Origin of the sequence: Legionella sp. D16C41, from assembly GCF_048541585.1 — a bacterium.
GTDB lineage: Bacteria > Pseudomonadota > Gammaproteobacteria > Legionellales > Legionellaceae > Legionella_C.
This window is the reverse complement of record NZ_CP183303.1, coordinates 373,342-395,859: the sequence shown is the minus strand read 5'-3', so window position 1 is coordinate 395,859 and position 22,518 is coordinate 373,342. Positions and strand designations below refer to the sequence as shown.

The window sequence follows — 22,518 nt, the reverse complement described above, 5'->3', positions numbered from 1 at the left end:
TAAGGATAGTACAATGAAAAAGGATTTAATTAGTAAACTATTTCTGACTGCCTTGCTAATGCTTACTATGGCATTTGTACAGGCAGGAACCCCATTATGGACATTTACCCCTTTAACGCCAACAACGCTAGCGGTTTCGCCATATGGTAGCGCTACGGTGCAATATCAAGTGACCAATCAATCGCGAAGAACTCATACACTAATAATGCGAGCGATTCCAGGTATTACGCAAGTCATGACGGCACCCGGCCATTGTTCTACTCCTTTTGTCTTAGGCTATCAACAATCTTGTATTTTAAACTTGCTGATTCAGGGTGCAAGCTTAAGCGGCAATATTCATGGTGGGCCTGTAGTATGTGAACAAGTAAATCCCTTACAGTGTTATCAGCCTAGTATTGCTAATAGCTTAAATGTTACTAAAGGCCCCTCTGTAGCTTACACGGTAGGCGGTAGAGTTTTTGGCCTTTCAGGCACGTTAGTATTGGTCAATAATGCTAGTGAAGCTTTAACTATACATACAGATGGGACTTTCACTTTTCCAAGTGCCCTAACACCAGGTAGTACCTATGTTGTTACTATCCAAAATCAACCTGCTACCCAAACGTGTACGGTTAGTAATGGCAATGGCACCATAACCAATGCCAATATAACAAATATTACGGTAAATTGTTCGACTAATACGAGAACTATAGGTGGTAATGTGGCAGGCCTTGCCGCTTCTGAGTCAGTCGTATTGCAAAATAATGGCGGCGATAACTTAACTATTAATAGTAACGGCACCTTTACCTTTTCTATTCCAGTGGCACAAGGCGCCCCCTATCATGTTTCGATATTGACCCAACCTGCCACGCAAACCTGTACAGTAACTAATGGCAATGGCATAGCGAGCACGACTAACATCACCAATGTTCAAGTAACCTGTGCAACCAATGCCTATACAGTTGGCGGAACTGTCTCAGGCTTAACAGGCACCGTGGTATTGCAAAATAATGGCAGCGATAATTTAAGCCTCAACAGCAATGGGCCTTTTACTTTTCCCACGCCAGTAGCTGAAGGTACAACCTATCACGTAACTGTCTTAACACAACCTACAGGTCAAAACTGTAGTGTGACTAATGACAATGGCACTATGGGAGGGGCTAACATCACCAATGTTGCTGTAAACTGTGCTAACACTACAACTACTTTAACTGCTAGTACTAATGCCTTAGCATTAAGTGTAACAGGATTAGTAGAATATGGTGTGACAGGAACACCTAACTCAGGATTAACTCGACTTATTACAATTACCAATACAGGGACTCTTCCAGCTGTTAATATGGTCGTTACACCACCTACCTGGCCTACTGGAACTACCAGCAGTACAACCTGTCCTAATACGCTACCTTTTGGCGCAAGTTGCACCATCACAATTATACCAGGTAATACCGCAACATCAGATGGTACCGCCTCTTGCTCAAGTGGAACAGCGCCTATTCCAGGCGTCATTCAGGTAACCGCTGATAATGCTAATACGGTCGATATTAATGTAGTAGTCTTAAGTTATGGCTGCATTTATCAAGGGGGCTATGTGTATGCTTTTGATGATACAACTTCAGCCAATACAAGTGTAGGAGGAAAAGTAGTAACAACGAGCAACCAATCTGCAGCGGGTGTAATTTGGAGTTCGGATGCGCAAGGCAATGTTGTTTATGATATTATTTACGGTATTTCAGAAACTTCAACTCCATCTGCACCGGATCCAAGCACTAACCAAATAGCTGGACAACTAAGGTGCTATGGTGCTGCCGATGGCGCTTGTAATACAAATAATATTGTTGTCTATTACCCAACAATTAATCCTATTCTTTATGCAGCAGGTGTTTGTAACCAAAGTACTAGTGGTGGTTTTTCAGATTGGTATTTACCGGCTATTTGTGAATTAGGGTATGATACGACGAGTACTGGTAGCGGTTGCGGTAGCCAAGCTTCACCAACACTACAAAATATGCAATCCAGCCTAATAGATTTTACTCCCGTTTTACCTATTGCTAACTACTGGAGTTCTACTGAAGTATCAAGCGACCCACTGCGCGGAGCCTGGGTCCAGGTTTACACTACGAACCCCCAGCAACAGACTCGTAGTAAGGACTACTCCTTTGGAGCCCTTTGCTCCCGCGCTTTAACTTTTTAACTTTTAATAAGGCCACTTTAAGTGGCCTTAATTAACTAGAAAAAGAAAATTACATACCTTAGTTATTTAAATATATTATTCATCTAAATGGGTTAATCCTATTGGCTTAAATTTATTGCCAAGTGCTTTAGAAAAGAAATACATCATCGATCTTTTTTTATTAAAATTATTATAGTCATGGATAGGCTTTTCAAAACCCGATTCATCCTTTAAAGTTATAGGTCGTACACAACATTATTAACTTAAGGAATATTAATGAAAAGGAGATTTATTTTACTATCTCTAACTACAAGTTTATTAACTCAGAGTGTGTTAGCTGGTGGAATGGGTCCTGCATTTATACCCAGTTGGACTTGGGTAGGCACTATCAGTTTAGGGCCTGTGTGGGAAGATGGAGGTAGAACGCAAAACCTTTTTCTAACACCTGAGATTGAAAAAAAATATGTCAATAATAAATCCACTGATACATTATTTGATGGAGAGGCTTTTATAGGAATCCAAAAAATATTATCCCCAACATTGCAGGGTCAATTAGGGATTGCAGTAGCAGCAACGAGTAATGCCAATCTTGATGGTGTGATTTGGGATGATGCTGATCCGGAGTTTGCCAATTATAGTTATCGATATAAAATCCAACATACACACGTAGCTGCTAAAGGAAAGCTACTTTTAGACCAAGGTTATTGGTTTATTCCTTGGATTAGCGGTAGTATTGGCGTAGGTTTTAATGATGCTCATTCCTTCCATAATAACCCACTTATTCCTGAAGCAGTACCCAACCCTAATTTTACTTCAAATGTAAAAACGACTTTTACCTATACAGTGGGTGCTGGTATACAAAAAGCATTAAATGACCATTGGCAAGTTGGTGTCGGTTATGAATTTGCTGATTGGGGTAAAAGTCGGTTAGACCGAGCCTATGGCCAAACCCTAAACTCAGGACTTACTCTCAATCATCTTTATACCAATGGAGTTATGTTTAATCTCAGCTATCTTGCATAAGTTTTATAAAAATTAGGAAAGATAATTTATTGAAATTAAAATTTAATATCCGTTAACAGATTGAAAAAGAGCCTTAGTTCTAGCTCATAGAAACTATCTGCGTTAATTAACTTTCAATCATTTAAATTTAAACAGAGTTTAAAAAGTGCTTCTATATTACTTAAGGAAAAGATCATGAGTAAGTTTTTTAAACAAACCAGATTAGTCATTGGGCTAGCTACCTTTTTTATAATGCTCACAGCACAAGCAGGGAGTCCCTTATGGACTATAACACCAGTTACCTCAACTACTGCGACAGTTTCAGCTACTAGCACCGCAATAATTCAGTATTTAGTAACAAACCAATCAAGAAAAGTTCATACACTTGTAATGAATCCTATTGCAGGCATTAGTCAACTAATTACATCAGGTAATTGCTCTAACGTATTTACTTTAGGCTATATGCAATCTTGTGTGCTTACTTTACAAGTAATTGGAAGTGCACTACAAGGGAATATTACTGATGGACCCCAACTATGCCAGTCAGGTAACCCATTACAATGTTATCAACCTAGCCTACCTAATCGTTTAAATATTACGTTTTTGCCTGCAGCAGGTGAAACAACGCTATCAACAAGTGTCTCTACTTTAGCACTCGCGGCAGGTGGCACAGCACGAGTTATAAGTATTACAAATACAGGCGTAAATACAGCTACCGGGGTAACCTTTCGTACTTCCTCTGCTCTACCAACTGGCACAACTATAACTCCTCTGAGCTGTGGCACCATTCTTCCAGGAGGAACTTGCGTCTTAACAATTATGCCAGGCCCTATTCCAAGTGCGATACCTAGTGATATTGCGCCAACGCCTATTACACTAAGTATTGCGGGGGATAATACCAACACTGTAGCGCCTACATTAAATATACTGACTTATGGAAGTGTATATCAGTCAGGCTTTATCTTTGCTATTGATGACACAACGCCTATTACTACTAGTATTGGTGGAAAAGTTGCGGCTCTAGTTGATCAAGCCAATATATTTAATAGAATCATTTGGAGCTCTAACGGTAATGGCAGTGGTAGCGGCGATGTCGCAAATGATAATATTCCAGGCATTTATGAAACCTCCACTAATCCGCCAGCAGCCTGTAATGGAAACACTAATGGTTTTTGTGATACAAGCGTCATTGTTGCTTTTTATTCGCCACCTACTACTACGCCTGCAGTTAATTTATCTTTTTATGCGGCGGGATTATGTAAGGCAACTATTGGTGGTTACTCCGATTGGTACCTGCCAGCTATTTGTGAATTAGGGTATGATACGACGAATTCTGGTAGCGGCTGTGGCACTCAAACCTCGCCAACACTACAAAATATGCAATCAAACCTAGTGGAAAGAGGAATTCTTAATGCACCAACAGGTATTTATTGGTCCTCTACAGAAGCTGCAGTGGATCCTACTGGCGGAGCTTGGGTTCAACTTTTTGCTCCCCCTAACCTTACCCAACAAGGGACTGATGATAAATTTGAGTTACATAGTGTACGTTGTGCTCGACTTATTACGCCTTAATACTATTTAATTCTGGGATGTAGAAGACACCCATATGGGTGTCTTCTACTATAGGTAGAGTGAATCTAGATTAGAAGCTTAAACATAATCAATTTAATAAGTTAGATTCTTATCCCTAATTTTATCTTGATATAGATACCTAGTTGAATACTTACAAGGTTTAGAAATTAAACTACAAAAATGATACAATCCTATCCTGTTTGCTATGAGCTATCATTATGCGCACCCTTATTAATTTAATTTTTGGCTTATTTTTAATAACTATTCTCCATGCAGGTTATGCGGAAACTAAGCTAGAAGAAATAGAACAAACCATTAGTGATTCAGTAATTACTACAAAAATTACTGCTAAATTTACGAAAGATAGGGATTTAAACCCACTAAAAATTTCCGTGTCAACCGAGGATGGTATTGTCACTTTAAAGGGTTATGTTAAAAATAATGACGCTTTTATTAAAGCACTGCGTTTAGTTAATTCAACCAAAGGTGTAAAGTCTATTGAAGTAGAAGACTTAGCAATTAAACAAGTTAATACTGCTTTAACAGACACTTATATCACTGCTAAAGTTGAAGCGGCTGTGCTTAAAGCAAAAGTATTAGATGATGAATCTATTCCCTTAGTGGGTATCAATGCCACAACGACTAATGGAGTTGTTACTTTAAGTGGTCAGGTAAAATACAGAAAATCAATTGTTGCTATTATTAAACATGCTGCCGCAGTTCACGGAGTTAAGAAAGTTATTTCTAATTTGGAGGTTAAGAAAGAAGATTCTTAATTTCTCTATTTACAAAAGGATATTGTTTCATGTCTATTTTAACTCGTTTTAAATTCTTTCTTTGGTATTTTGGCCGTTTTAAAGTGCCTTTAATTGGTTACTTAAAACCTAAAATTATTGAAATTAATGATCAAAAATTAGTTATTAAATTACCTTTAATGCGGCGTAGTAAAAATCATTTAAACTCAATGTATTTTGGCGCTTTAGCAGTTGGTGCAGATTTAGCCGGTGGTTTATACGGCTTTTATTACGCAAATCAGATGAAAGAAAAAATATCGCTTGTTTTTAAATCATTTGAAGCAAAATTTATCAAACGACCTGAGTCCGCTGTTTATTTTATTTGCTACAAGGGCGACAGTGTTAAAGATATGCTTATAAAGTCGCTGCAAACTAAAGAACGTATTAATAATTTTATACCAATACAAGCCTTTACTCATTATCCTCATAACCCTGAACTTATAGCCGACTTTAAGCTGGAATTATCGATAAAAGTGCTTACAAAATAAGTCTCTATTTTCATTATGGATATAATTTTGAGTAAAACGAAATTAGCAAAACAAGTAAATTATAAATGGTTTAAACTATTTATTTTTTCAGTTCTGCTAACCTATATACTTCTTTTTTACTTTTTATTTAAGTTAGATTTACGGTTGGATTTTGCTTCATTTTATGCTTCAGCATTGGCTTATTATCAGCATTCAGACCCCTATAAAATATTAATTGGCACCTTCTTATCTGCTGATGCAAAGTTACCAATTAATCTAAATCCTCCCTTTTTTCTTGAGATTATACAGCTACTAGCGCTTCTAGATTATAGGGTAGCAGTCATCGTGTGGTCTCTAATAATTTTTATTTTAGGATTAATCGGTGCTTATTTTGGTTTTAAAGTATCTGTTAGCCCAGCTTTTTTTAAACGTTATTGGCCTTTTTTATTATTTATTTATCTTGCATTTTATCCAACCATTGCCAGTACTGTTATTGCGCAAGTAGGTGGTTTATTAATGTTTTTTATTTTCGTTGGTTATTATTTTTACCTACAAAAAAAAGACTATGTAGCTGGTATTTTATGGGGAATTATAATCTCACTTAAACTCTTTCCTGCTTTATTATTTATTTTTGCCTGTCAACAAAAGCGCTATCGAGTTTTAGGAGTCATGTTTATTACTTTCTTGATTGCATATCTAATACCAATACTAACTTATGGCAATCATATCTATTATGTTTATTTTACAATTTTAAAGCGTGTTCTTTGGTATGGTGATTTGTGGAACGCGTCAATTTATGGTTTTCTATTTCGCTTTTTAATTAACCCACAAGATAGAAATCCAAGTTTGTGGTTATTCTATTTACTTTATTGGACTATCTTTGTAGGAGCATTAGTTTGGTATATTAAAAAACTTAATTACTTGCAAAAATTCGATAATCAGCGTCCTTTTTGTTTAACATTAGTAATGATGCTGGTTTTAAGTCCCTTAGGTTGGCTTTATTATTTTCCATTGTTAATAATGCCACTTATCAATCTATTTAAAGCGCTTAATAAGGAGAAATTAGCTAACAAATTTTATATTTATTTATGGTTAATCGCTTTGTTTTTAGCAAATTTTCCTCTAGGTTATTCGTCTACTCAAGACATAACTTTAACCTACTTTTGTAGAACCATTGGCTACTCAATTTATTTTTATAGTTTATTATTACTAGCCTTTCTTTTAAGTAAACCTACCTTTGTTAATAGAAACAATAGCTTCACAACAAATCCTATAGAAAAGAATTATCTATCATTTCCTGCTATGCTTATCTTATCCTTTGGATTATTTGTTCCAATGTTAACTTTTGTTATACATTTAATATATTACTTAGTAGAAAAAATTTAAATTAAAAGCCAAGTGTTTGTAAAGTAATCATTATTTGACAACAGCAAGTGTTAAGTCTAACGTTAATAAATTAAGTAAGGGAATTGTTTAAAGCAGCTATGATTGATTTAACAATCTATACCCAACCTGATGATGAAACATGCGGTCCTACTAGCTTACATGCAATTTATCGTTATTATAATTTAGAATTGTCCTTAGAACAGATTGTTAATACTGTTGAGCGTGCAATTTCGGGAGGTACTTTAGCATCAATGCTAGGCAAGCATGCCTTATTACAAGGTTTTGATACTATTTTATATGTCAATAATTTAAATGTTTTCGATCCTACTTGGTTTGAGAATAATGGTACCGCCTGCCCGGCATTTCTAACTCGCAAACTTAAAACACAAATGAAATACAAAAAAACAAAACGTTTCCTACAAGCAAGCCATTCTTATTTAGATTATATTAATTTAGGTGGCCAAATACGTTTTAAAACACTAAGTGTGCAACTGTTAAAAAACTATTTCAATCAACAAATTCCTATCCTAACCGGTTTAAGTGCCACTTATCTATATCGAAGTGCACGAGAAATTTATACTAAAGATGGCCAAGGGCTTTATGATGATATTCGTGGTACCCCTGCCGGCCATTTTGTTGTGTTATGCGGCTTTGATGAATCACAGAAATTAATTATTGTTGCTGATCCTCATCGAGAAAATCCGCTATCACAGGATAATTATTATAAAGTAAATAGTAGTAGATTAATTAATGCAATCATGTTGGGTGTCTTAACTTATGACGCTAACTTATTGATTATTCAACCTAAGGGGGTGATGGATGCAAACGATAATCGTAACTGATGAGCCTCCCAGTTGGGAGTTCTTAAGCCACCTTGCAACAATCGTTCATGCAAGAGATTATCTCTCTAAAGAGGAATACACGCAAAGTAAAGCAATGCGCGTTATTAATCTTTGCCAATCCTATCATCATCAGAGTATTGGTTACTATGCTTCACTCTTAGCCCATGCTCGTGATCATAAAGTTATTCCCTCAGTAGATAGTATTCAAGATGTGCTAAGTACCAGCTTGTCTAAGTTAATTTCACAAGAAATAGATGAAGAAATTGAACATAGCCTTCATGATATTAAAACAGATGAATTTGTTTTTAGCCTTTACTTTGGCCAAAATATGGCTAAACGTCATGCCTTACTGGCTAAGAAATTACATGGTCTTTTTCCCCTCCCTCTACTTCGCTTTACACTGGAGCGAAAAAGGCAGTGGCGGATAAAAAATCTCCAAGCCTTATCGATAACCGATGTACCCACTCATCACATGGATTTTTTAAAACAAGCAGCAGAAAGTTATTTATCTAAAAAACGTTTTCATCAATGGCGTAAAAAACAACGTTATCATGATTTAGCTATTTTAATTGACCCGACTGAAACTAATGCACCATCTAATAAAAAAGCATTGGATTTCTTTGCTCATATTGGTGAGGACATGGGTTTGAATGTCGACTTTATTGAAAAAAGTGATAATAAATCCCTTGCTGAATATGATGCCTTATTTATTCGCGCGACCACCGCTGTCAATCATTATACTTATCGTATGGCCAGATATGCTCATCAACAAAACTTGGTAGTTATTGATGATCCGCAGTCAATTGTTAAGTGTAGTAATAAAGTCTATTTGGCTGAATTAATGCGCAGTCATCAAATTTTAACGCCTGAAACACTTTTTTTAAGCAAATACGATAAAGAGGTACCAGAAATTGAATTTCCTTGTGTATTAAAAAAGCCTGATGGCGCTTTTTCACATGGTGTTATTAAAATTGAAGATAATAAATCGCTGCAAAAATCATTATCACAATTTTTTAAAACTTCAGACTTAGTGTTAATTCAACCCTTTATTCCAACAGAATTTGATTGGCGTATCGGTATCCTTGATAATCGTCCAATTTTTGCCTGCCGTTACTACATGGCTAAGAATCATTGGCAGATTTATAATTGGGAAGAAGCAACTAAAGAAACGCGAGAAGGTAAAATTGAATCAGTACCTATTCACGAAGTTCCTGAAGCAATTATTAAAACTGCCTTAAAAGTAACCCGCTTAATTGGTGATGGATTGTATGGGGTTGACATGAAAAGCTACGGCGATAAACATTATGTTATTGAAGTTAATGACAACCCTAATATCGATTACGGTTGGGAAGATAAAATACTAGGTGATGCACTTTATCAACAGATTATGAATGTTTTTCTTCAACGGATTCGCAGGAAGCACGGTTATGTCTAATTATTCTCTTTTCTCTGTAATAGGTATCGAAATTGAATACATGTTAGTTGATAAGATGTCACTAAATATTGAAGCTAAAAGTGACTTAATTTTGCAGGAGCTTGCCGGAAAACTAGTCAATGAAGTTAGCTTAGGCGATATTGCGGTCAGTAATGAATTAGTTTTACATGTTCTGGAATTAAAAAATAATGGCCCTCGTCCAATCTCTAATCCTTTAGTTGATTATTTTCAACAAGCCATTGAAAAGATTAATCAGGTATTAGCCAAGCACCAACTGCAATTATTACCTACTGGCGCCCATCCTTGGATGAATCCTTTTAAAGAAACTAAACGTTGGCCGCATGATAAAAAAGAGCTTTATCAACAATTTGATACTATTTTTAATTGCGAAGGTCATGGCTGGGCAAATCTACAAAGCATGCATATTAATTTGCCTTTTGCTGATGATGCTGAATTTAATCAACTGCATAATGCCATCCGCTTATTATTACCCTTACTACCCGCTCTTGCCGCAAGCACACCTTTTCTAGAAGGACGCGCAACCGGAATTATAGATACTCGTTTAGATTTTTATGGTAGCAATCAAGGCAGAATTCCTTCTATTAGTGGCAATATTATTCCAGAATTCATAAGTACAGAAGCTGATTATCAACAAAAAGTACTACAACCTATGTATAAAGCCATTAAGCCTTATGACCCACAAGGTATTTTGCAATATGAATGGTTAAATTCTCGAGCAGCTATTCCTAAATTTGGTCCAAAAGCGATCGAAATTCGTATTCTGGATTCACAAGAGTGTGTAACTGCCGATATTGCTATTGCGAAAGCAATTTTCTATATCCTTAAAAATTGGATTGAAAGCTCCACTTATTTTTTAGAAAACCCTTATCCTACCGAACGTTTAAAAACACTTTATGATAAAACTAGAGTCAATGGATTTAATGTAATCGTTGAAGATAAAGAATTATTTAAGCAATGGCAATTAAATGACTCTCTAAAAAATTGCAGGCAGATATGGTCGCAACTTATAGAGCAAGTTAGTAGTCATTTAGATAATGCCAGCCAACGTGCTTTAGAATATATTTTAAGTCAAGGTAATTTAAGCGAGCGTTTATTAAAAGCGAGCGGGCTAAATATAAGCCAAAATATTCTCTTAAGTATTTATCGTCAACTTAGTCATTGTTTATTAACAAATCAACAATTTAATCCAGCGTGAAACCTATAAGAGTTATTTTAAGCTGTGAACATGCAGTCAATACTATCCCAAGTAGTTATAGTTATCACTTTAAGGATTATAAGCAATTATTAACTACGCATAGGGGCTACGATATTGGCGCCTTAGAAGTGGCTAACCATTTAAACCAAACACTTGCTTATCCGTTAATTTGTGCCACAGTTAGCCGTTTATTAATTGATTGTAATCGTAGCCTCAAGCACAAAGCATGTTTTTCTGAAGTATCTAGCCAATTTTCAATTACAGAAAAAGAGTATTTAATTCAGCACTACTACTTGCCTTATCGCCAAACAGTTGAACAATTAATTCAAGAAACTATGGCAGACGGCTATCAGGTCTGTCATTTATCTGTACATAGCTTTACACCAAACTTAAATGGAACAGTTAGAACAACTGATATTGGCTTACTATATGATCCTAAACGTGCCGCTGAACAACAACTTGCTCGCTGCTGGCAGCAGTTATTAAGACAACACGCTAAGCACTTAAAGACGAAACTAAATTACCCCTACCGAGGTAGCAGTGATGGCTTTACAACAAGTTTAAGGAAAAAGTATACGGCTGCTGACTACTTAGGGCTTGAATTAGAATGTAAACAAAGTCTAACAGGACAAAAAAATACATTAATTATGCTCAATAATGTTATAGCTAGTACCTTAAAATTATTAATAAAAGACTAAGGGCTAAAAATACAGCCTAGTCTATAAAATTTTATGCTAAGGATTATTTCTTTATTCCCATTGCTCGTAAAAATGCTTTAGTTAATTCGCGGAAAACTTGTCGCACTATTTGTTGAAATAACTTACTTTTACCTAAAGTAGTCATAAAGGTTGGTGGCTCTTTTTTTAATTTAGCTCGACCTACTTTACCCGCTACAGATTGTTTTTTATTATTTAATATTTGTGCAGCTGTCGGTGTAATAGTTATTTTTCGATAATGTTCTAATAAAGTAGACTTCGCAACAATTGATTCTGCTTCTTGTGGGGTTAATGGTCCCATACGCGACATAGGCGGGCGTATCATACAATGCACAACTGGCGCTGGCTGACCACGCTCGTCTAAAGCGGTAATTAACGCCTCACCTATACCGAGAGAAGTAAGTAACTGAGTCACATTATAATAATCTGAAGGTGGAAAATTTTGTCCAATTAACTTAATTGCTTGCCTATCTTTGGCTGTAAATGCGCGTAAGGAATGCTGAATTTTTAAACCTAGCTGACTTAAAATATTAGATGGAATATCATCAGGTGTTTGGGTACAAAAAATAATCCCCACCCCTTTTGAACGAATTAATTTTACAGTAGTTTCTAATAGTTGTAATAAGGTCTTGCTAGCTTCATTGAAAATTAGATGCGCCTCATCAATAAATAAAACTAACTTCGGCTTAACTGGGTCACCAATTTCTGGTAATTTTTGATAAACATCGGTTAAGAGCTTAATCATAAATGTAGAAAATAACTTAGGATTTTCTTGCATTGTCATTAACCGCAAAATAGAAATTATCCCTTCGCCTTGCTCATTTACGCGTAACAAATCTTCAATTTTAAATGCAGGCTTGGCAAAAAACTGATGTATTCCTTGTGCTTCAAGCTCAATAATCTTACGCAAAATAATATTAATTGATGTACTGGCAATATTGCCAAACTGGGCTTTAAAATCAGCCCGAGCAGAGTCTGTTTGCGTAAAATTTAAGATAGCTTTGAAATCAGCTAAAGAAATAAGTGGTAAATTATTTACTTTGGCATATTCAAAAATAATGGTAATAATGCTAGCTTGTGTTTCATTAAGTTCTAAAAGCCGAGCTAACAATAGCGCGCCAAACTCCACTAGCGTGGTTCGTAAAGGAATTCCAGCTAGTGATTGACTTAAAGTGAATAATTCAATTGGATAAGCTTTAGGTTCTAAAGGAACATTTAATAATTGGCTGCGACTTGCTAGAAAATCACTACTTACAGCCGACATAGCTAATCCTGATATATCACCTTTTATATCCATCACAAATGAGGGTATACCGGCTAACGATAATTGCTCACATAACACCTGCATGGTTTTAGTTTTACCAGTGCCTGTTGCACCAGCAATTAATCCATGACGATTAAGATTTTTAAATAATAAATTAATTGAGCCATCGGCGATAACCTGATTGTTAATCAAAAGATTACCTAAAGAAAAAGTAGAGCTTTGCTTAGCTTGGTAGAAGTCTAGTAATGTTTTTATAGAATGTAGGTTCATTATTCTTAGCGCTACTAAAATAGTGTAATAATATATCTTCTTTTATAAAATAGCGCGCCTACTAAAATTTTATTATAAATTGTAATTAAAAAAAAATTTAATAAATTATCTTAGCAACAATAAAAACGAGAAGACTCATTATTTTCAAAATCTGCAACTGGATCATTCCAAGGTAAATTCTCATTAGGAATTTTTTGCAACTCTTCTAAGAGAAAAGTACTAAATGAATGACGTTGATACCTACATTTAGGGTGATACAAAAAGTTTAGAATGCTTAAGATAGCATCAGCACTATTAGTAGTTCTTTGAATTTCATCATTTAATTCAAGTGCCCTTTGCTGGCCTTTTAAACCATGACGCAATCGACTAAACAAACCTTTTCTAACCTGACTTTTATCTTCGCTAAAATACCAATCTCGATAATTATTAACGGCTTTAATAGTAGCCTGTTTTATTGCTGATAATATTGCTTTATCAATTACTAGTTGCTCCTCGTGTACTGGCTTGATAGATAGAGGATTTGATGAACTTATCACTTCATTTTCATGAAATTGTATGCTTTGAGAAGGCATCACCGGTAGTGAGTAAATTAAAGGTGTAATAGGTAGATGAAAGAATTTTAATAATGTTTCTCTCTCAGCTACTATTAAATTCAATAAATAACTTAATTTACTTTTATATAAGTATTTCCTTATTTCAGCATTGCTATTATTAGGGTTAATGTTTGTTTCTCTATCAAATGCAGTCTCGGCAGCAATGCTTTTCAGTAACTGATATAAAGGACTTCTCTCATCTGTAACAGTTTCTAAGGTAGCTAAATAACTATATACATCAGAAAATAATTCCGGATTAAGCATTTCAAATAAATTAGCTTCGCCATAGCTGTATAGAATAGATTCCGCGTTATGTAGGCTTTTAAGTTTTTCATTTAATTCGGGTAATTCGCTTATAAGGTTAATATTATTTACCAGAGTTGCGCGAATAGAAGACTTTTGCCAAGCTTGCCATTGCTTTTGTTGAATAGCTTGCATTTCTGGTGTACGTGGTAGCTTAGGAAGTAGCTTTTCACTAGACAACGTACTTGTTTTAGGGTTAGGACCTACAAAAGGATTATTTTCCAAACGATCAGGAGAAATACGTTTAAAATTTATATCAGCAATTAATTGGCTGATTTCAAATTGGTCCGGGTTTAGGTAAGGCGATCTGTTCCAATTCGTTCTGTAAAGAATGCCATTTTTAAGATAAAAGCCTTGTTTAACCTCTTTTAAGGAGTAGTCCTCAACCGCTATACCCTGAAGAAATGATTGCTTCAAATTTAACTGTGCATTCACTATCCAAAATCCACTTTCAACAGCGACCCAAGCTGAGCAAACACCAGTTTCAGTTGCCCAAGCAATTTCAGCAACACATTGTCCACTTTTTTGAATATTAAAACGTAACCAATGCTTTCTTTCCTCGCACCAAAAAGGACCTAAGTACATAAACAAGACCTAAAACAAATATAACCTGTAGAACATACCATAATCTTGAAATCAATTAAACAAATGGTTTATTTACAGATCACAAAATAAATTTATTGCGCCGCAAATTATTGACAATTTGGACATAGACCATAAATATTTAGTGCATGATCAGTCATTTTAAATTGCGCTTGTTTGGCGATTAATTGTTGTCGCTGCTCGATTACTTCATCAACAAATTCTTCAACCTTTCCACACTTGACACAGACTAGATGATCATGATGCTCGCCTTGCGATAATTCAAAGACTGAATAACCACCCTCAAAATTATGCCGAGATACTAAACCTGCGGCTTCAAATTGGGTTAAAACACGATATACAGTAGCTAAGCCTACATCTTCACCCATATCTAACAATTTTTTATATACAGCCTCAGCACTTAGATGATGATCGGCTGATTGTTCTAAGATTTGTAATACCTTTAACCGAGGCATAGTAATTTTTAAACCAGCATCTTTTAATTGTTGACTCTCTTCCACTAAAGACTCCTAGACAGTTATGCTTAAAGCAGGTGTTTTTCTAAAGATAGCATGATATTATGGCGAAATTTTTAGTAGTGAGCAAAAAAAATGAGATTTACTCTACGTATCTTAATGATTGCTTTAACACTGTTATTAACACAGTGTATGTCTTATGATTTTGCTAGACGTGTTGTCCAACAAGGAAATTTATTACCTCAAGCAAAAATAGAACGTTTAAAAGTTGGCATGAGTAAAGAAGATGTCGCAATTTTAATGGGCACTAGCCTATTAAGCCCAACTTTTAACAACGATCGCTGGGATTATGTTTATACATGGCGGCGTGGTAATGGTGCTACTGAAACGCGAAATATTGTGCTGTACTTTAAACGCAATACTTTAGTTAAGATAGAACGTAATTAATGCAAATAAGATCTTATAAATTTTTTAGATTTCAAGACAGCGCTGCCATTCCTGCGCAGTCAGGAAGCTAGTTTTATGTAGGCTCCATGTGAGTATTAAAATAGATTTTATTTTGTCATTCCGGCGCAAGCGGGAATCTATTGTTATCTAGGCACAGTGCGAATGTTAGGATAGATCTCCGCCTGCGCGGAAATGACAATGTTTTAAGTTAGCACTATTTGGAAAAATAGCCCTGTCATTCCCGCGTAGGCGGGAATCTATTTTTATGTAGACACAGTGCCAGTATTGGGATAGATCTCCGCCTACACCAAAATAACAATGTTTTGAGTTAGCACTATTTGGAAAAATAGCCCTGTCATTCCCGCGTAGGCGGGAATCTATTTTTATGTAGGCACAGTGCCAGTATTGGGATAGATCTCCGCCTACACCAAAATGACAATGTTTTGAGTTAGCACTATTTGGAAAAATAGCCCCGTCATTCCCGCGTAGGCGGGAATCTATTTTTATATAGGCACAGTGCCAGTATTGAAATAGATTTCCGCCTGCGCGGAAATGACAGAGTATTTAAACTGAGCCATTAGAGATGAAACGCTTACTTATTATTCTCTTGAGCTCTTAAACGTCTCTCTTTTCTTAGATTTCAGCACAGCGCTGCCATTCCCGCACGCAGGAAGCTAGATTTATGTAGGCACAGTGCCAGTATTGGGATAGATCTCCGCCTACGCCGAAATGACAATGTTTTGAATTAGCACTATTTGGAAAAATAGCCCCGTCATTCCCGCGTAGGCGGGAATCTATTTTTATATAGGCACAGTGCCAGTATTGAAATAGATTTCCGCCTGCGCGGAAATGACAGAGTATTTAAATTGAGCCATTAGAGATGAAACGCTTACTTATTATTCTCTTGAGCTCTTAAACGTCTCTCTTTTCTTAGATTTCAGCACAGCGCTGCCATTCCCGCACGCAGGAAGCTAGATTTATGTAGGCACAGTGCCAGTATTGGGATAGATCTCCGCCTACACCAAAATGATAATGTTTTGAGTTAGCACTATTTGGAAAAATAGTCCTGTCATTCCCGCGTAGACGGGAATCTATTTTTATGTAGGCACAGTGCCAGTATTAGGATAGATCTCCGCCTACACCAAAATGACAATGTTTTAAGTTAGCACTATTTGGAAAAATAGTCTTGTCATTCCCGCGTAGGCGGGAATCTATTTTTATGTAGGCACAGTGCCAGTATTAGGATAGATCTTCGCCTACGCCGAAATGACAGAGTATTTAAATTGAGCCATTAGATGAGCGCTTATTTATTATTCTTTTGAGCTCTTAAACGTCTCTTTTCTTTAGGATCATTAATAAGGAGACGATAAATTTCAATTCGATCACCTGGTTTTAATACGGTTGTCTCTTCTACACGTTTAGAGAAAATACCAATTGGTAAACCGTGAGCTTCCGGACAACGAGTAAATATACTAGATTGCTTTAGTGCATCTCCTACCGTTGCCCCTTCAGAGAGACTGCAATGAAAGTGAGTTACTTTTTGCTCACTATCAACATAAATTATTTCAACTTCAACCATATAATGACTCAGCACGCTCACAAAACGCATCTACCATTTTATCGGTGACTTGTTCAAAAACGGGTCCAAGCAACATTGAAAACATTCGACCAGCAAATTCAAATTCCAAATCAAAGCAAATTTCGCAACCTTCTGCTACCTCATTAAAACGCCAAAATCCTTCCAAGTGCTTAAAAGGGCCATCAACTAGCCTGATTTCGATCATTTTATTAGGAAGATGTCGATTACAGGTGGTAAATGATTTACTCATACCAGCAGCAGCGATTACCAGTGTGGCCTGAACCTCATCTTCATCACGATAATTGACAATACTATTTGAGCAATAAGGTAGAAATTCTTGATAATGCTCAACATCATTAACTAAATTAAACATTTGCTCGCATGAAAAACGGACGATACGAGACTTTTTAACATTTCTCATGCTATCTAAACTCCTTGGAAGTGAGTAGATAACCAACTGGCAATGTCTGTAATTTCAGCAGGACAAATAGCGTGCTCCATAGGATATTGTCGCCAAGTAAGTTCATCAAAACCTTGAGCTATTAACCATTCTTTTGTTTGTTTTGACCAGTCGGGTAGAACTATAGGATCATATAATCCGGAAGCCATAAAAATTGGTGTCTTTTTCATCAAAGTTGGCTTGCACTCAAAAACTAGTGGCAAATAAGCAGATAAAGCAATGACACCTGCGAGAGGGAAACTACAATGAAGCGCTGTATATAAAGCAATTGCCCCACCTTGAGAAAAACCAGCAAGTGCAATCTGAGAGGAATCATAACCTGCTTGTATCTGCTCCATAATTACATCTTTAATATAATTATAAGAGTGTAAAATCCCTTCTCTGTCTTCTCTATCAGTCAAGGTTAGGCCAACAATATCATACCAAGCACGCATACGCATCCCAGCATTTAACGTCACCGGCCGAATAGGTGCATCAATACAAATATGCTGTAGCGCTAACTCCGAAATGGGATACTCTGTTACTAAACTTGCCATATCTGATGAATCAGCCCCCAAGCCATGCATCCAGATGACGCAACCTTTTGCGGGAACAGTATTTTGTGAATTAAATATAGTCACTAAAACTCCAAATTAGATTATTAACACCACCTCTAGCTGTTTTTAAGTGCTTTAATCATCCAGCTTATTACTACTATAAACTTGCTAAATTAAACCGTGTAGTTTAAGTGATTTTGATTATTAAATCATCTGCAAAAGTCTAATTTAATAATTTATTCATGGTCTAAAGCCTATTGTTAATGAACTCTATACCTATATACAGAGAGTAAAATTATAAAATGTTGATATAGGCTATTCATAACAACAAGATTTATTTAAAACACATAGTTTAGCCTAAATATAAATCATCAATTTGTCATATTATTTAATTACTTATAAATACATAAAGGGCTTATTTTAAAAAATAAACAAAATGTCTATTTTAAAATCAATTAAAATAATTTATAATTAGATAGTTTAATAGTTAAATAAATTTATAATTATCTAGGATCTACTCTTTATGTACTCTGAGGAAGTTAAGGCGTTTAGGGATCGTTGTATTCAATGCCTGCCTAATATAGAAACCATCATTAAAAAGCATGATACTCTTACTGAAGTAGAGAAATGGCAGAAGCTTTTCAATCAATTTCAAACGCACAAACGCCAAAAATTAACCCGCCCTTTCTTAATTTATTTGGTAAGTAATACATTAGGAAATACCTTTGAGAAAATCAATGCTCAGCTACAAAATCAAAATCCAGGCCGAAAAGTGAAAAAGGAGTTAGCACAAGAAGCTAAACCTCCAGCGCAGAAATATAGTAAAAAAAGGCGAAAAGAAGAGACCGATGATAAAGAAAATCAGGATCCTAATCGACGTTGTGTTGTATATACAACAACACCTTCCTCTGGCTTACAAACCCATTGTGAGGAAAAAAACATACCACTTACACAGGGACTTGAGGACGCCTCACCACATAAGGATTATCCAAACATTTCAATCAAAAGAACTCCTAGGGGCAAAACTAAAGTTCGCCTTTTTCATAGCCACACTACTACCAATCAAAATGCACCTCACCAATCAGAGGTTGTTTCTTGCTATACACCGTTTACTCCAGAAAGTAAAAAACCTGGTGAAGGAAGACTGGTATTTAGTCTAGATGAAGATATAGAAACTAAATTACCTAATTTGACCGTAGAACGCATAGAACCTACAGAATTTGAAATCACCTTAGATAATATAGAAAAATCTATAATCCGCCGTATGGGCCAAAATCAACTAGCACACGCGACCTCCCGCGAAGTCTTTGTAGCCCATGGTGTAGAAACGATAGTCCTAGTTAGAGGTAGTAAATACCATTGGAGCCATCTCAGAGCACTTTGGTTAGGTGGGCAGCATACACCTAAGCATTTGCTGCCAACTACAGCTGCTGCAAATTATAACACACTGAATTTAGTCGAGCGGTTTATTGTTGAAAAATTAACTGAAGAAAGGAAATACCCTGTTCAAAAAATAAAAGTCAAAGTTGTGCCAGTTTATGGTAATGACAAATCTATTATCCCTAAATTATTAACTTTTGAACTTAAATGGGAAGAAAAGAAAAGTGACTTAACTATTCTTGAAAAAACGGAGACCATTATTATTAATGCTCGCTCTTATCAGCAAGTGACTACTAAAATGCGACAAACTGTTGACTTTATAAGAAAACAAGATAGTTTTACAGCTAAGGAGGCCACTTCTTCTGTAGAAACAGGTGAAAAAAAAGAGTCTCTAGCTGAAGAAGGACTACCTATAAAGAAGAAGAGCAAAGTTGCGTGTACTACAGCTCCTGTCCATACGGAGGTTATCGATGGCGAAACTATTGAAAGCTCCTCTGCACCATTTCCAAAATAATCCTCACTAATTTAGTTTATAAATCAGATAGCGATTTAGTTAGCTATTTTCTATAATCGACAAATAGTTTAATCCATTATTATAATTATGAAATTTTCATTAATCACTTTACTTGCTTTAGTTAGTATATTAAATCTTACTTCTTGTGGACAGAAAGGTCCTCTCTATCTTCCACCGCCGCCTCCCCCACCCGACCAACAAAAACCGGTGACCTAACCTTCGAATTGAGATTATCATGCCCCTTTATTTTACTAAAATGCATGGCTTAGGTAATGATTTTATCGTGATAGACGCTATAAGACAGTCTATTAAGCCAGATGAATTAGATATACCTACTTTAGCTAAACGTCATACCGGCATTGGCTTTGATCAATGTTTGCTTGTAGAGCCTGGTCAAGATAATACAACTGATTTTTTTTACCGCATTTTTAATGCCGATGGCCAAGAGGTAGGACAATGTGGTAATGGCGCTCGTTGCCTCGCACGCTTTGTTAGCTATTATGGCTTAACTAATAAAAAGAAAATAAGTGTTGCTACCAAAACAACACGCATGTTTTTACAAATTAATGAAGACGATACAGTCACGGTTGATTTGGGTAAGCCTCTTTTTGAGCCGAAAAATATTCCATTACTTGCCCCTAAATTGATGCCGCTTTATTCACTACCTTTAAAAAATGGCCAGTTACACTACTTTCATGCTTTAAGTGTAGGCAACCCTCATGCAATTACGGTTGTTAATGATTTAATTAATACCTCAGTCGATGAATTAGGAAAGGAGATTAGCGAGCATGCTCTTTTTCCAGAACAAACTAATGCAGGCTTTATGGAGATTATTAATAAACATCATATTGCTCTTCGTGTTTATGAGCGTGGTTGTGGCGAAACACAAGCTTGCGGTAGCGGCGCTGTTGCAGCGGCTATAGCTGCACAATTATATCATGGTTTAGTAAGTCCGATTAAGGTATCGTTACAAGGAGGTGACTTACTTGTGGAATGGTTAGATGAACAAAGTTCTATTTTTTTAACAGGTCCTGCAACTTTTGTTTATGAGGGCGTGTTATGCGAATAGTAATTCTTGGTGCCGGCCAAGTGGGAGGTACTTTAGCCCGTAACTTAGCGCGCGAAGAAAATGATATAACCTTAGTTGATTTGGATGAAAATAAGCTACGTGATTTAGGACACCGCCTAGATATCCAAACGGTACATGGCTCAGGCTCACATCCAAGTGTGCTTATAGAAGCTGGTATAGAACAAGCCGATATGCTTATTGCAGTTACCAATAGTGATGAAATTAATATGATGGGTTGCCAGATAGCTTACAGCCTATTTCGAACACCTATGAAAATAGCACGTATTCGTTCACAACATTATTACACCTATCCTGGACTTTTCCATAAAGATCACGTCCCAGTGGATGTATGTATTAGCCCTGAAAAACTTATTACCGAACATATTCAAAGCTTAATTGATTATCCTGGTGCAACTCAACTTTTTGAATTTGGTGATGGTTTATTGTTGATGGCCACTATTAAATTATCCTCCCAAAGTGCCTTGGAGATGCAAACCTTAACTTTATTACAACAAAAACTTACTAATATTGATTGCCGTATACTAACTATTTTTCGTAATAATACAGCGCTTGAACTTACTGCGACAACTGAATTATTAGCAGATGATTTAATTTTATTCATTGCATTACCTCAAGCTGTTCAGCATATTATGATTGTTCTAGGTTGTTATACACCGCCCAATCGACGTATTATCATTGCTGGTGGAGGGCATATCGGTTCGCAACTTGCCCAGACTCTAGAAGCCAATTATCGCATTAAAGTTATTGATCATAATATTAATCGGACTATGGACTTAGCATTACAATTACACAAAGGAACTGTATTACAAGGCGACATCGCTGACTGCGATTTATTAATTAATGAAAATATTGAATTTACAGATGTTTTTTGTGCAGTTACAGATGATGATGAAGCTAATATTATGTCCTGCTTACAAGCTAAACGCTTAGGTGTTCGTCAAGCTATGGCGCTTGTTAATCGTCACGCCTATGTAGAACTAATTAAGGATAGTGCGATTGATCAAGCTATTTCACCACAGCTCATTACAATAGGCTGCATACTTGCGAAATTACGTGGTGGTCATATGGTTAAAGTGCACCGACTTCAGGATGGGGAGGCAGAGGCTATCGAGCTTATTACGCATGGCGATCATTATACTTCCCAAGTTGTAGGACGTAGCCTATCTGAGATAGAATTACCACCTAGTTGCTTTATTGCTGCTATTATACGAGATAATAAGCCCATTTTAGCAACGTCTGAATTAATAATTGAATCCAATGATCATGTTATTTTACTTTTACTTAAACGACGCTATGTGCGTCAACTTGAAACATTATTTCAGGTAACTTTAACTTTCTTAAATTAATTAATTTACCATGTTGTCTAGCTTTACATCGGACAAAAATGAAAAATCTTTTTTTAGGTTACAGCTCTTGCTCGTATAGACAAGCTATGGGATGTT

At 36.1% G+C, this 22,518-nt stretch carries 20 protein-coding genes and 1 pseudogene; 15 read left to right on the top strand and 6 right to left on the bottom strand.

Features of this window, described 5'->3' with window-relative positions; genetic code table 11:
* Positions 1–13: 13 nt before the first annotated feature.
* From ACNVED_RS01835 to ACNVED_RS01790, 10 genes are all read left to right on the top strand, one after another.
* Positions 14–2,173 (top strand): hypothetical protein, encoded by a 2,160-nt coding sequence (locus ACNVED_RS01835; protein WP_419420061.1) that lies wholly within the window; start codon positions 14–16, stop codon positions 2,171–2,173.
* A gap of 255 nt (positions 2,174–2,428) precedes the next feature.
* Positions 2,429–3,175 carry an outer membrane protein gene (locus ACNVED_RS01830; RefSeq protein ID WP_419420060.1) on the top strand — a complete coding sequence of 249 codons (747 nt, stop codon included), beginning with the start codon at positions 2,429–2,431 and terminating at the stop codon, positions 3,173–3,175.
* A gap of 174 nt (positions 3,176–3,349) precedes the next feature.
* On the top strand, positions 3,350–4,726 hold the full coding sequence (locus ACNVED_RS01825; protein ID WP_419420059.1) for a DUF1566 domain-containing protein: 1,377 nt from the start codon (positions 3,350–3,352) through the stop codon (positions 4,724–4,726).
* 218 nt (positions 4,727–4,944) lie between these two features.
* Positions 4,945–5,502: a BON domain-containing protein gene (locus ACNVED_RS01820; RefSeq protein WP_419420058.1), complete on the top strand. Its 558-nt coding sequence runs from the start codon at positions 4,945–4,947 to the stop codon at positions 5,500–5,502.
* A 29-nt stretch (positions 5,503–5,531) separates the two neighbouring features.
* Entirely contained in the window at positions 5,532–6,008 is a 477-nt protein-coding gene (locus tag ACNVED_RS01815) for a hypothetical protein (RefSeq protein WP_419420057.1), read from the top strand.
* Between the two features lie 27 nt (positions 6,009–6,035).
* On the top strand, positions 6,036–7,373 hold the full coding sequence (locus ACNVED_RS01810; protein ID WP_419420056.1) for a glycosyltransferase family 87 protein: 1,338 nt from the start codon (positions 6,036–6,038) through the stop codon (positions 7,371–7,373).
* Positions 7,374–7,471: 98 nt separating this feature from the next.
* On the top strand, positions 7,472–8,215 hold the full coding sequence (locus ACNVED_RS01805; RefSeq protein WP_419421131.1) for a C39 family peptidase: 744 nt from the start codon (positions 7,472–7,474) through the stop codon (positions 8,213–8,215).
* Positions 8,193–9,650 carry a RimK family protein gene (locus ACNVED_RS01800; protein ID WP_419420055.1) on the top strand — a complete coding sequence of 486 codons (1,458 nt, stop codon included), beginning with the start codon at positions 8,193–8,195 and terminating at the stop codon, positions 9,648–9,650. Before ACNVED_RS01805 ends, ACNVED_RS01800 begins: the two co-directional genes overlap by 23 nt.
* Positions 9,643–10,866 carry a glutamate-cysteine ligase family protein gene (locus ACNVED_RS01795; RefSeq protein ID WP_419420054.1) on the top strand — a complete coding sequence of 408 codons (1,224 nt, stop codon included), beginning with the start codon at positions 9,643–9,645 and terminating at the stop codon, positions 10,864–10,866. The genes ACNVED_RS01800 and ACNVED_RS01795 overlap by 8 nt, the downstream gene beginning before the upstream one ends.
* A complete protein-coding gene (locus tag ACNVED_RS01790) occupies positions 10,863–11,564 on the top strand; it encodes an N-formylglutamate amidohydrolase (protein WP_419420053.1) in 702 nt (233 codons plus the stop codon). Before ACNVED_RS01795 ends, ACNVED_RS01790 begins: the two co-directional genes overlap by 4 nt.
* A 43-nt stretch (positions 11,565–11,607) precedes the next feature.
* Here the strand turns inward: ACNVED_RS01790 and ACNVED_RS01785 are convergent, their stop codons facing one another.
* The 3 genes from ACNVED_RS01785 to fur all read right to left on the bottom strand — a co-directional run bounded on the left by ACNVED_RS01785 (position 11,608) and on the right by fur (position 15,115).
* Positions 11,608–13,116 (bottom strand): helicase HerA-like domain-containing protein, encoded by a 1,509-nt coding sequence (locus ACNVED_RS01785; RefSeq protein ID WP_419420052.1) that lies wholly within the window; start codon positions 13,114–13,116, stop codon positions 11,608–11,610.
* Positions 13,117–13,226: 110 nt separating this feature from the next.
* Positions 13,227–14,597 (bottom strand): hypothetical protein, encoded by a 1,371-nt coding sequence (locus ACNVED_RS01780; protein ID WP_419420051.1) that lies wholly within the window; start codon positions 14,595–14,597, stop codon positions 13,227–13,229.
* 107 nt (positions 14,598–14,704) lie between these two features.
* The gene (gene fur, locus ACNVED_RS01775; protein WP_419420050.1) at positions 14,705–15,115 is read right to left on the bottom strand and encodes a ferric iron uptake transcriptional regulator; all 411 of its coding nucleotides are present in this window, start codon (positions 15,113–15,115) and stop codon (positions 14,705–14,707) included.
* 59 nt (positions 15,116–15,174) lie between these two features.
* On the opposite strand from fur, the pseudogene ACNVED_RS01770 reads away from it, so the two are divergent.
* Positions 15,175–15,517: pseudogene (locus tag ACNVED_RS01770) on the top strand (outer membrane protein assembly factor BamE).
* A 1,303-nt stretch (positions 15,518–16,820) separates the two neighbouring features.
* Here ACNVED_RS01770 and ACNVED_RS01765 read toward each other — a convergent pair.
* The 3 genes from ACNVED_RS01765 to ACNVED_RS01755 are packed head-to-tail and all read right to left on the bottom strand — an operon-like array spanning position 16,821 to position 18,176.
* Positions 16,821–17,096 carry an RnfH family protein gene (locus ACNVED_RS01765; protein ID WP_419420049.1) on the bottom strand — a complete coding sequence of 92 codons (276 nt, stop codon included), beginning with the start codon at positions 17,094–17,096 and terminating at the stop codon, positions 16,821–16,823.
* A complete protein-coding gene (locus tag ACNVED_RS01760) occupies positions 17,089–17,517 on the bottom strand; it encodes a type II toxin-antitoxin system RatA family toxin (RefSeq protein WP_419420048.1) in 429 nt (142 codons plus the stop codon). The genes ACNVED_RS01765 and ACNVED_RS01760 overlap by 8 nt, the downstream gene beginning before the upstream one ends.
* 5 nt (positions 17,518–17,522) lie before the next feature.
* Positions 17,523–18,176 (bottom strand): alpha/beta hydrolase, encoded by a 654-nt coding sequence (locus ACNVED_RS01755; protein WP_419420047.1) that lies wholly within the window; start codon positions 18,174–18,176, stop codon positions 17,523–17,525.
* Between the two features lie 439 nt (positions 18,177–18,615).
* On the opposite strand from ACNVED_RS01755, the gene ACNVED_RS01750 reads away from it, so the two are divergent.
* From ACNVED_RS01750 to trkA, 4 genes are all read left to right on the top strand, one after another.
* A complete protein-coding gene (locus ACNVED_RS01750; protein WP_419420046.1) occupies positions 18,616–19,986 on the top strand; it encodes a hypothetical protein in 1,371 nt (456 codons plus the stop codon).
* A gap of 87 nt (positions 19,987–20,073) precedes the next feature.
* Complete coding sequence (gene lptM, locus ACNVED_RS01745; RefSeq protein ID WP_419420045.1) at positions 20,074–20,202, top strand: LPS translocon maturation chaperone LptM; 129 nt, start codon at positions 20,074–20,076, stop codon at positions 20,200–20,202.
* Between the two features lie 19 nt (positions 20,203–20,221).
* Entirely contained in the window at positions 20,222–21,055 is an 834-nt protein-coding gene (gene dapF, locus ACNVED_RS01740) for a diaminopimelate epimerase (protein ID WP_419420044.1), read from the top strand.
* Positions 21,046–22,422 carry a Trk system potassium transporter TrkA gene (trkA, locus tag ACNVED_RS01735; protein ID WP_419420043.1) on the top strand — a complete coding sequence of 459 codons (1,377 nt, stop codon included), beginning with the start codon at positions 21,046–21,048 and terminating at the stop codon, positions 22,420–22,422. Before dapF ends, trkA begins: the two co-directional genes overlap by 10 nt.
* The last annotated feature ends 96 nt before the right edge of the window (positions 22,423–22,518 follow it).

What these genes read in the sequence shown, in the direction of transcription:
- ACNVED_RS01835 (WP_419420061.1), top strand. Translation starts at nt 14, where the DNA reads ATGAAAAAGGATTTAATTAGTAAACTATTTCTGACTGCCTTGCTAATG.
- ACNVED_RS01830 (WP_419420060.1), top strand. Translation starts at nt 2,429, where the DNA reads ATGAAAAGGAGATTTATTTTACTATCTCTAACTACAAGTTTATTAACT.
- ACNVED_RS01795 (WP_419420054.1), top strand. Translation starts at nt 9,643, where the DNA reads ATGTCTAATTATTCTCTTTTCTCTGTAATAGGTATCGAAATTGAATAC.
- lptM (WP_419420045.1), top strand. Translation starts at nt 20,074, where the DNA reads ATGAAATTTTCATTAATCACTTTACTTGCTTTAGTTAGTATATTAAAT.
- ACNVED_RS01760 (WP_419420048.1), bottom strand. Translation starts at nt 17,517, where the DNA reads ATGAGAAATGTTAAAAAGTCTCGTATCGTCCGTTTTTCATGCGAGCAA.
- ACNVED_RS01820 (WP_419420058.1), top strand. Translation starts at nt 4,945, where the DNA reads ATGCGCACCCTTATTAATTTAATTTTTGGCTTATTTTTAATAACTATT.
- ACNVED_RS01800 (WP_419420055.1), top strand. Translation starts at nt 8,193, where the DNA reads ATGCAAACGATAATCGTAACTGATGAGCCTCCCAGTTGGGAGTTCTTA.
- ACNVED_RS01815 (WP_419420057.1), top strand. Translation starts at nt 5,532, where the DNA reads ATGTCTATTTTAACTCGTTTTAAATTCTTTCTTTGGTATTTTGGCCGT.
- ACNVED_RS01780 (WP_419420051.1), bottom strand. Translation starts at nt 14,597, where the DNA reads ATGTACTTAGGTCCTTTTTGGTGCGAGGAAAGAAAGCATTGGTTACGT.
- ACNVED_RS01750 (WP_419420046.1), top strand. Translation starts at nt 18,616, where the DNA reads ATGTACTCTGAGGAAGTTAAGGCGTTTAGGGATCGTTGTATTCAATGC.
- ACNVED_RS01805 (WP_419421131.1), top strand. Translation starts at nt 7,472, where the DNA reads ATGATTGATTTAACAATCTATACCCAACCTGATGATGAAACATGCGGT.
- ACNVED_RS01825 (WP_419420059.1), top strand. Translation starts at nt 3,350, where the DNA reads ATGAGTAAGTTTTTTAAACAAACCAGATTAGTCATTGGGCTAGCTACC.
- ACNVED_RS01785 (WP_419420052.1), bottom strand. Translation starts at nt 13,116, where the DNA reads ATGAACCTACATTCTATAAAAACATTACTAGACTTCTACCAAGCTAAG.
- trkA (WP_419420043.1), top strand. Translation starts at nt 21,046, where the DNA reads ATGCGAATAGTAATTCTTGGTGCCGGCCAAGTGGGAGGTACTTTAGCC.
- dapF (WP_419420044.1), top strand. Translation starts at nt 20,222, where the DNA reads ATGCCCCTTTATTTTACTAAAATGCATGGCTTAGGTAATGATTTTATC.
- ACNVED_RS01765 (WP_419420049.1), bottom strand. Translation starts at nt 17,096, where the DNA reads ATGGTTGAAGTTGAAATAATTTATGTTGATAGTGAGCAAAAAGTAACT.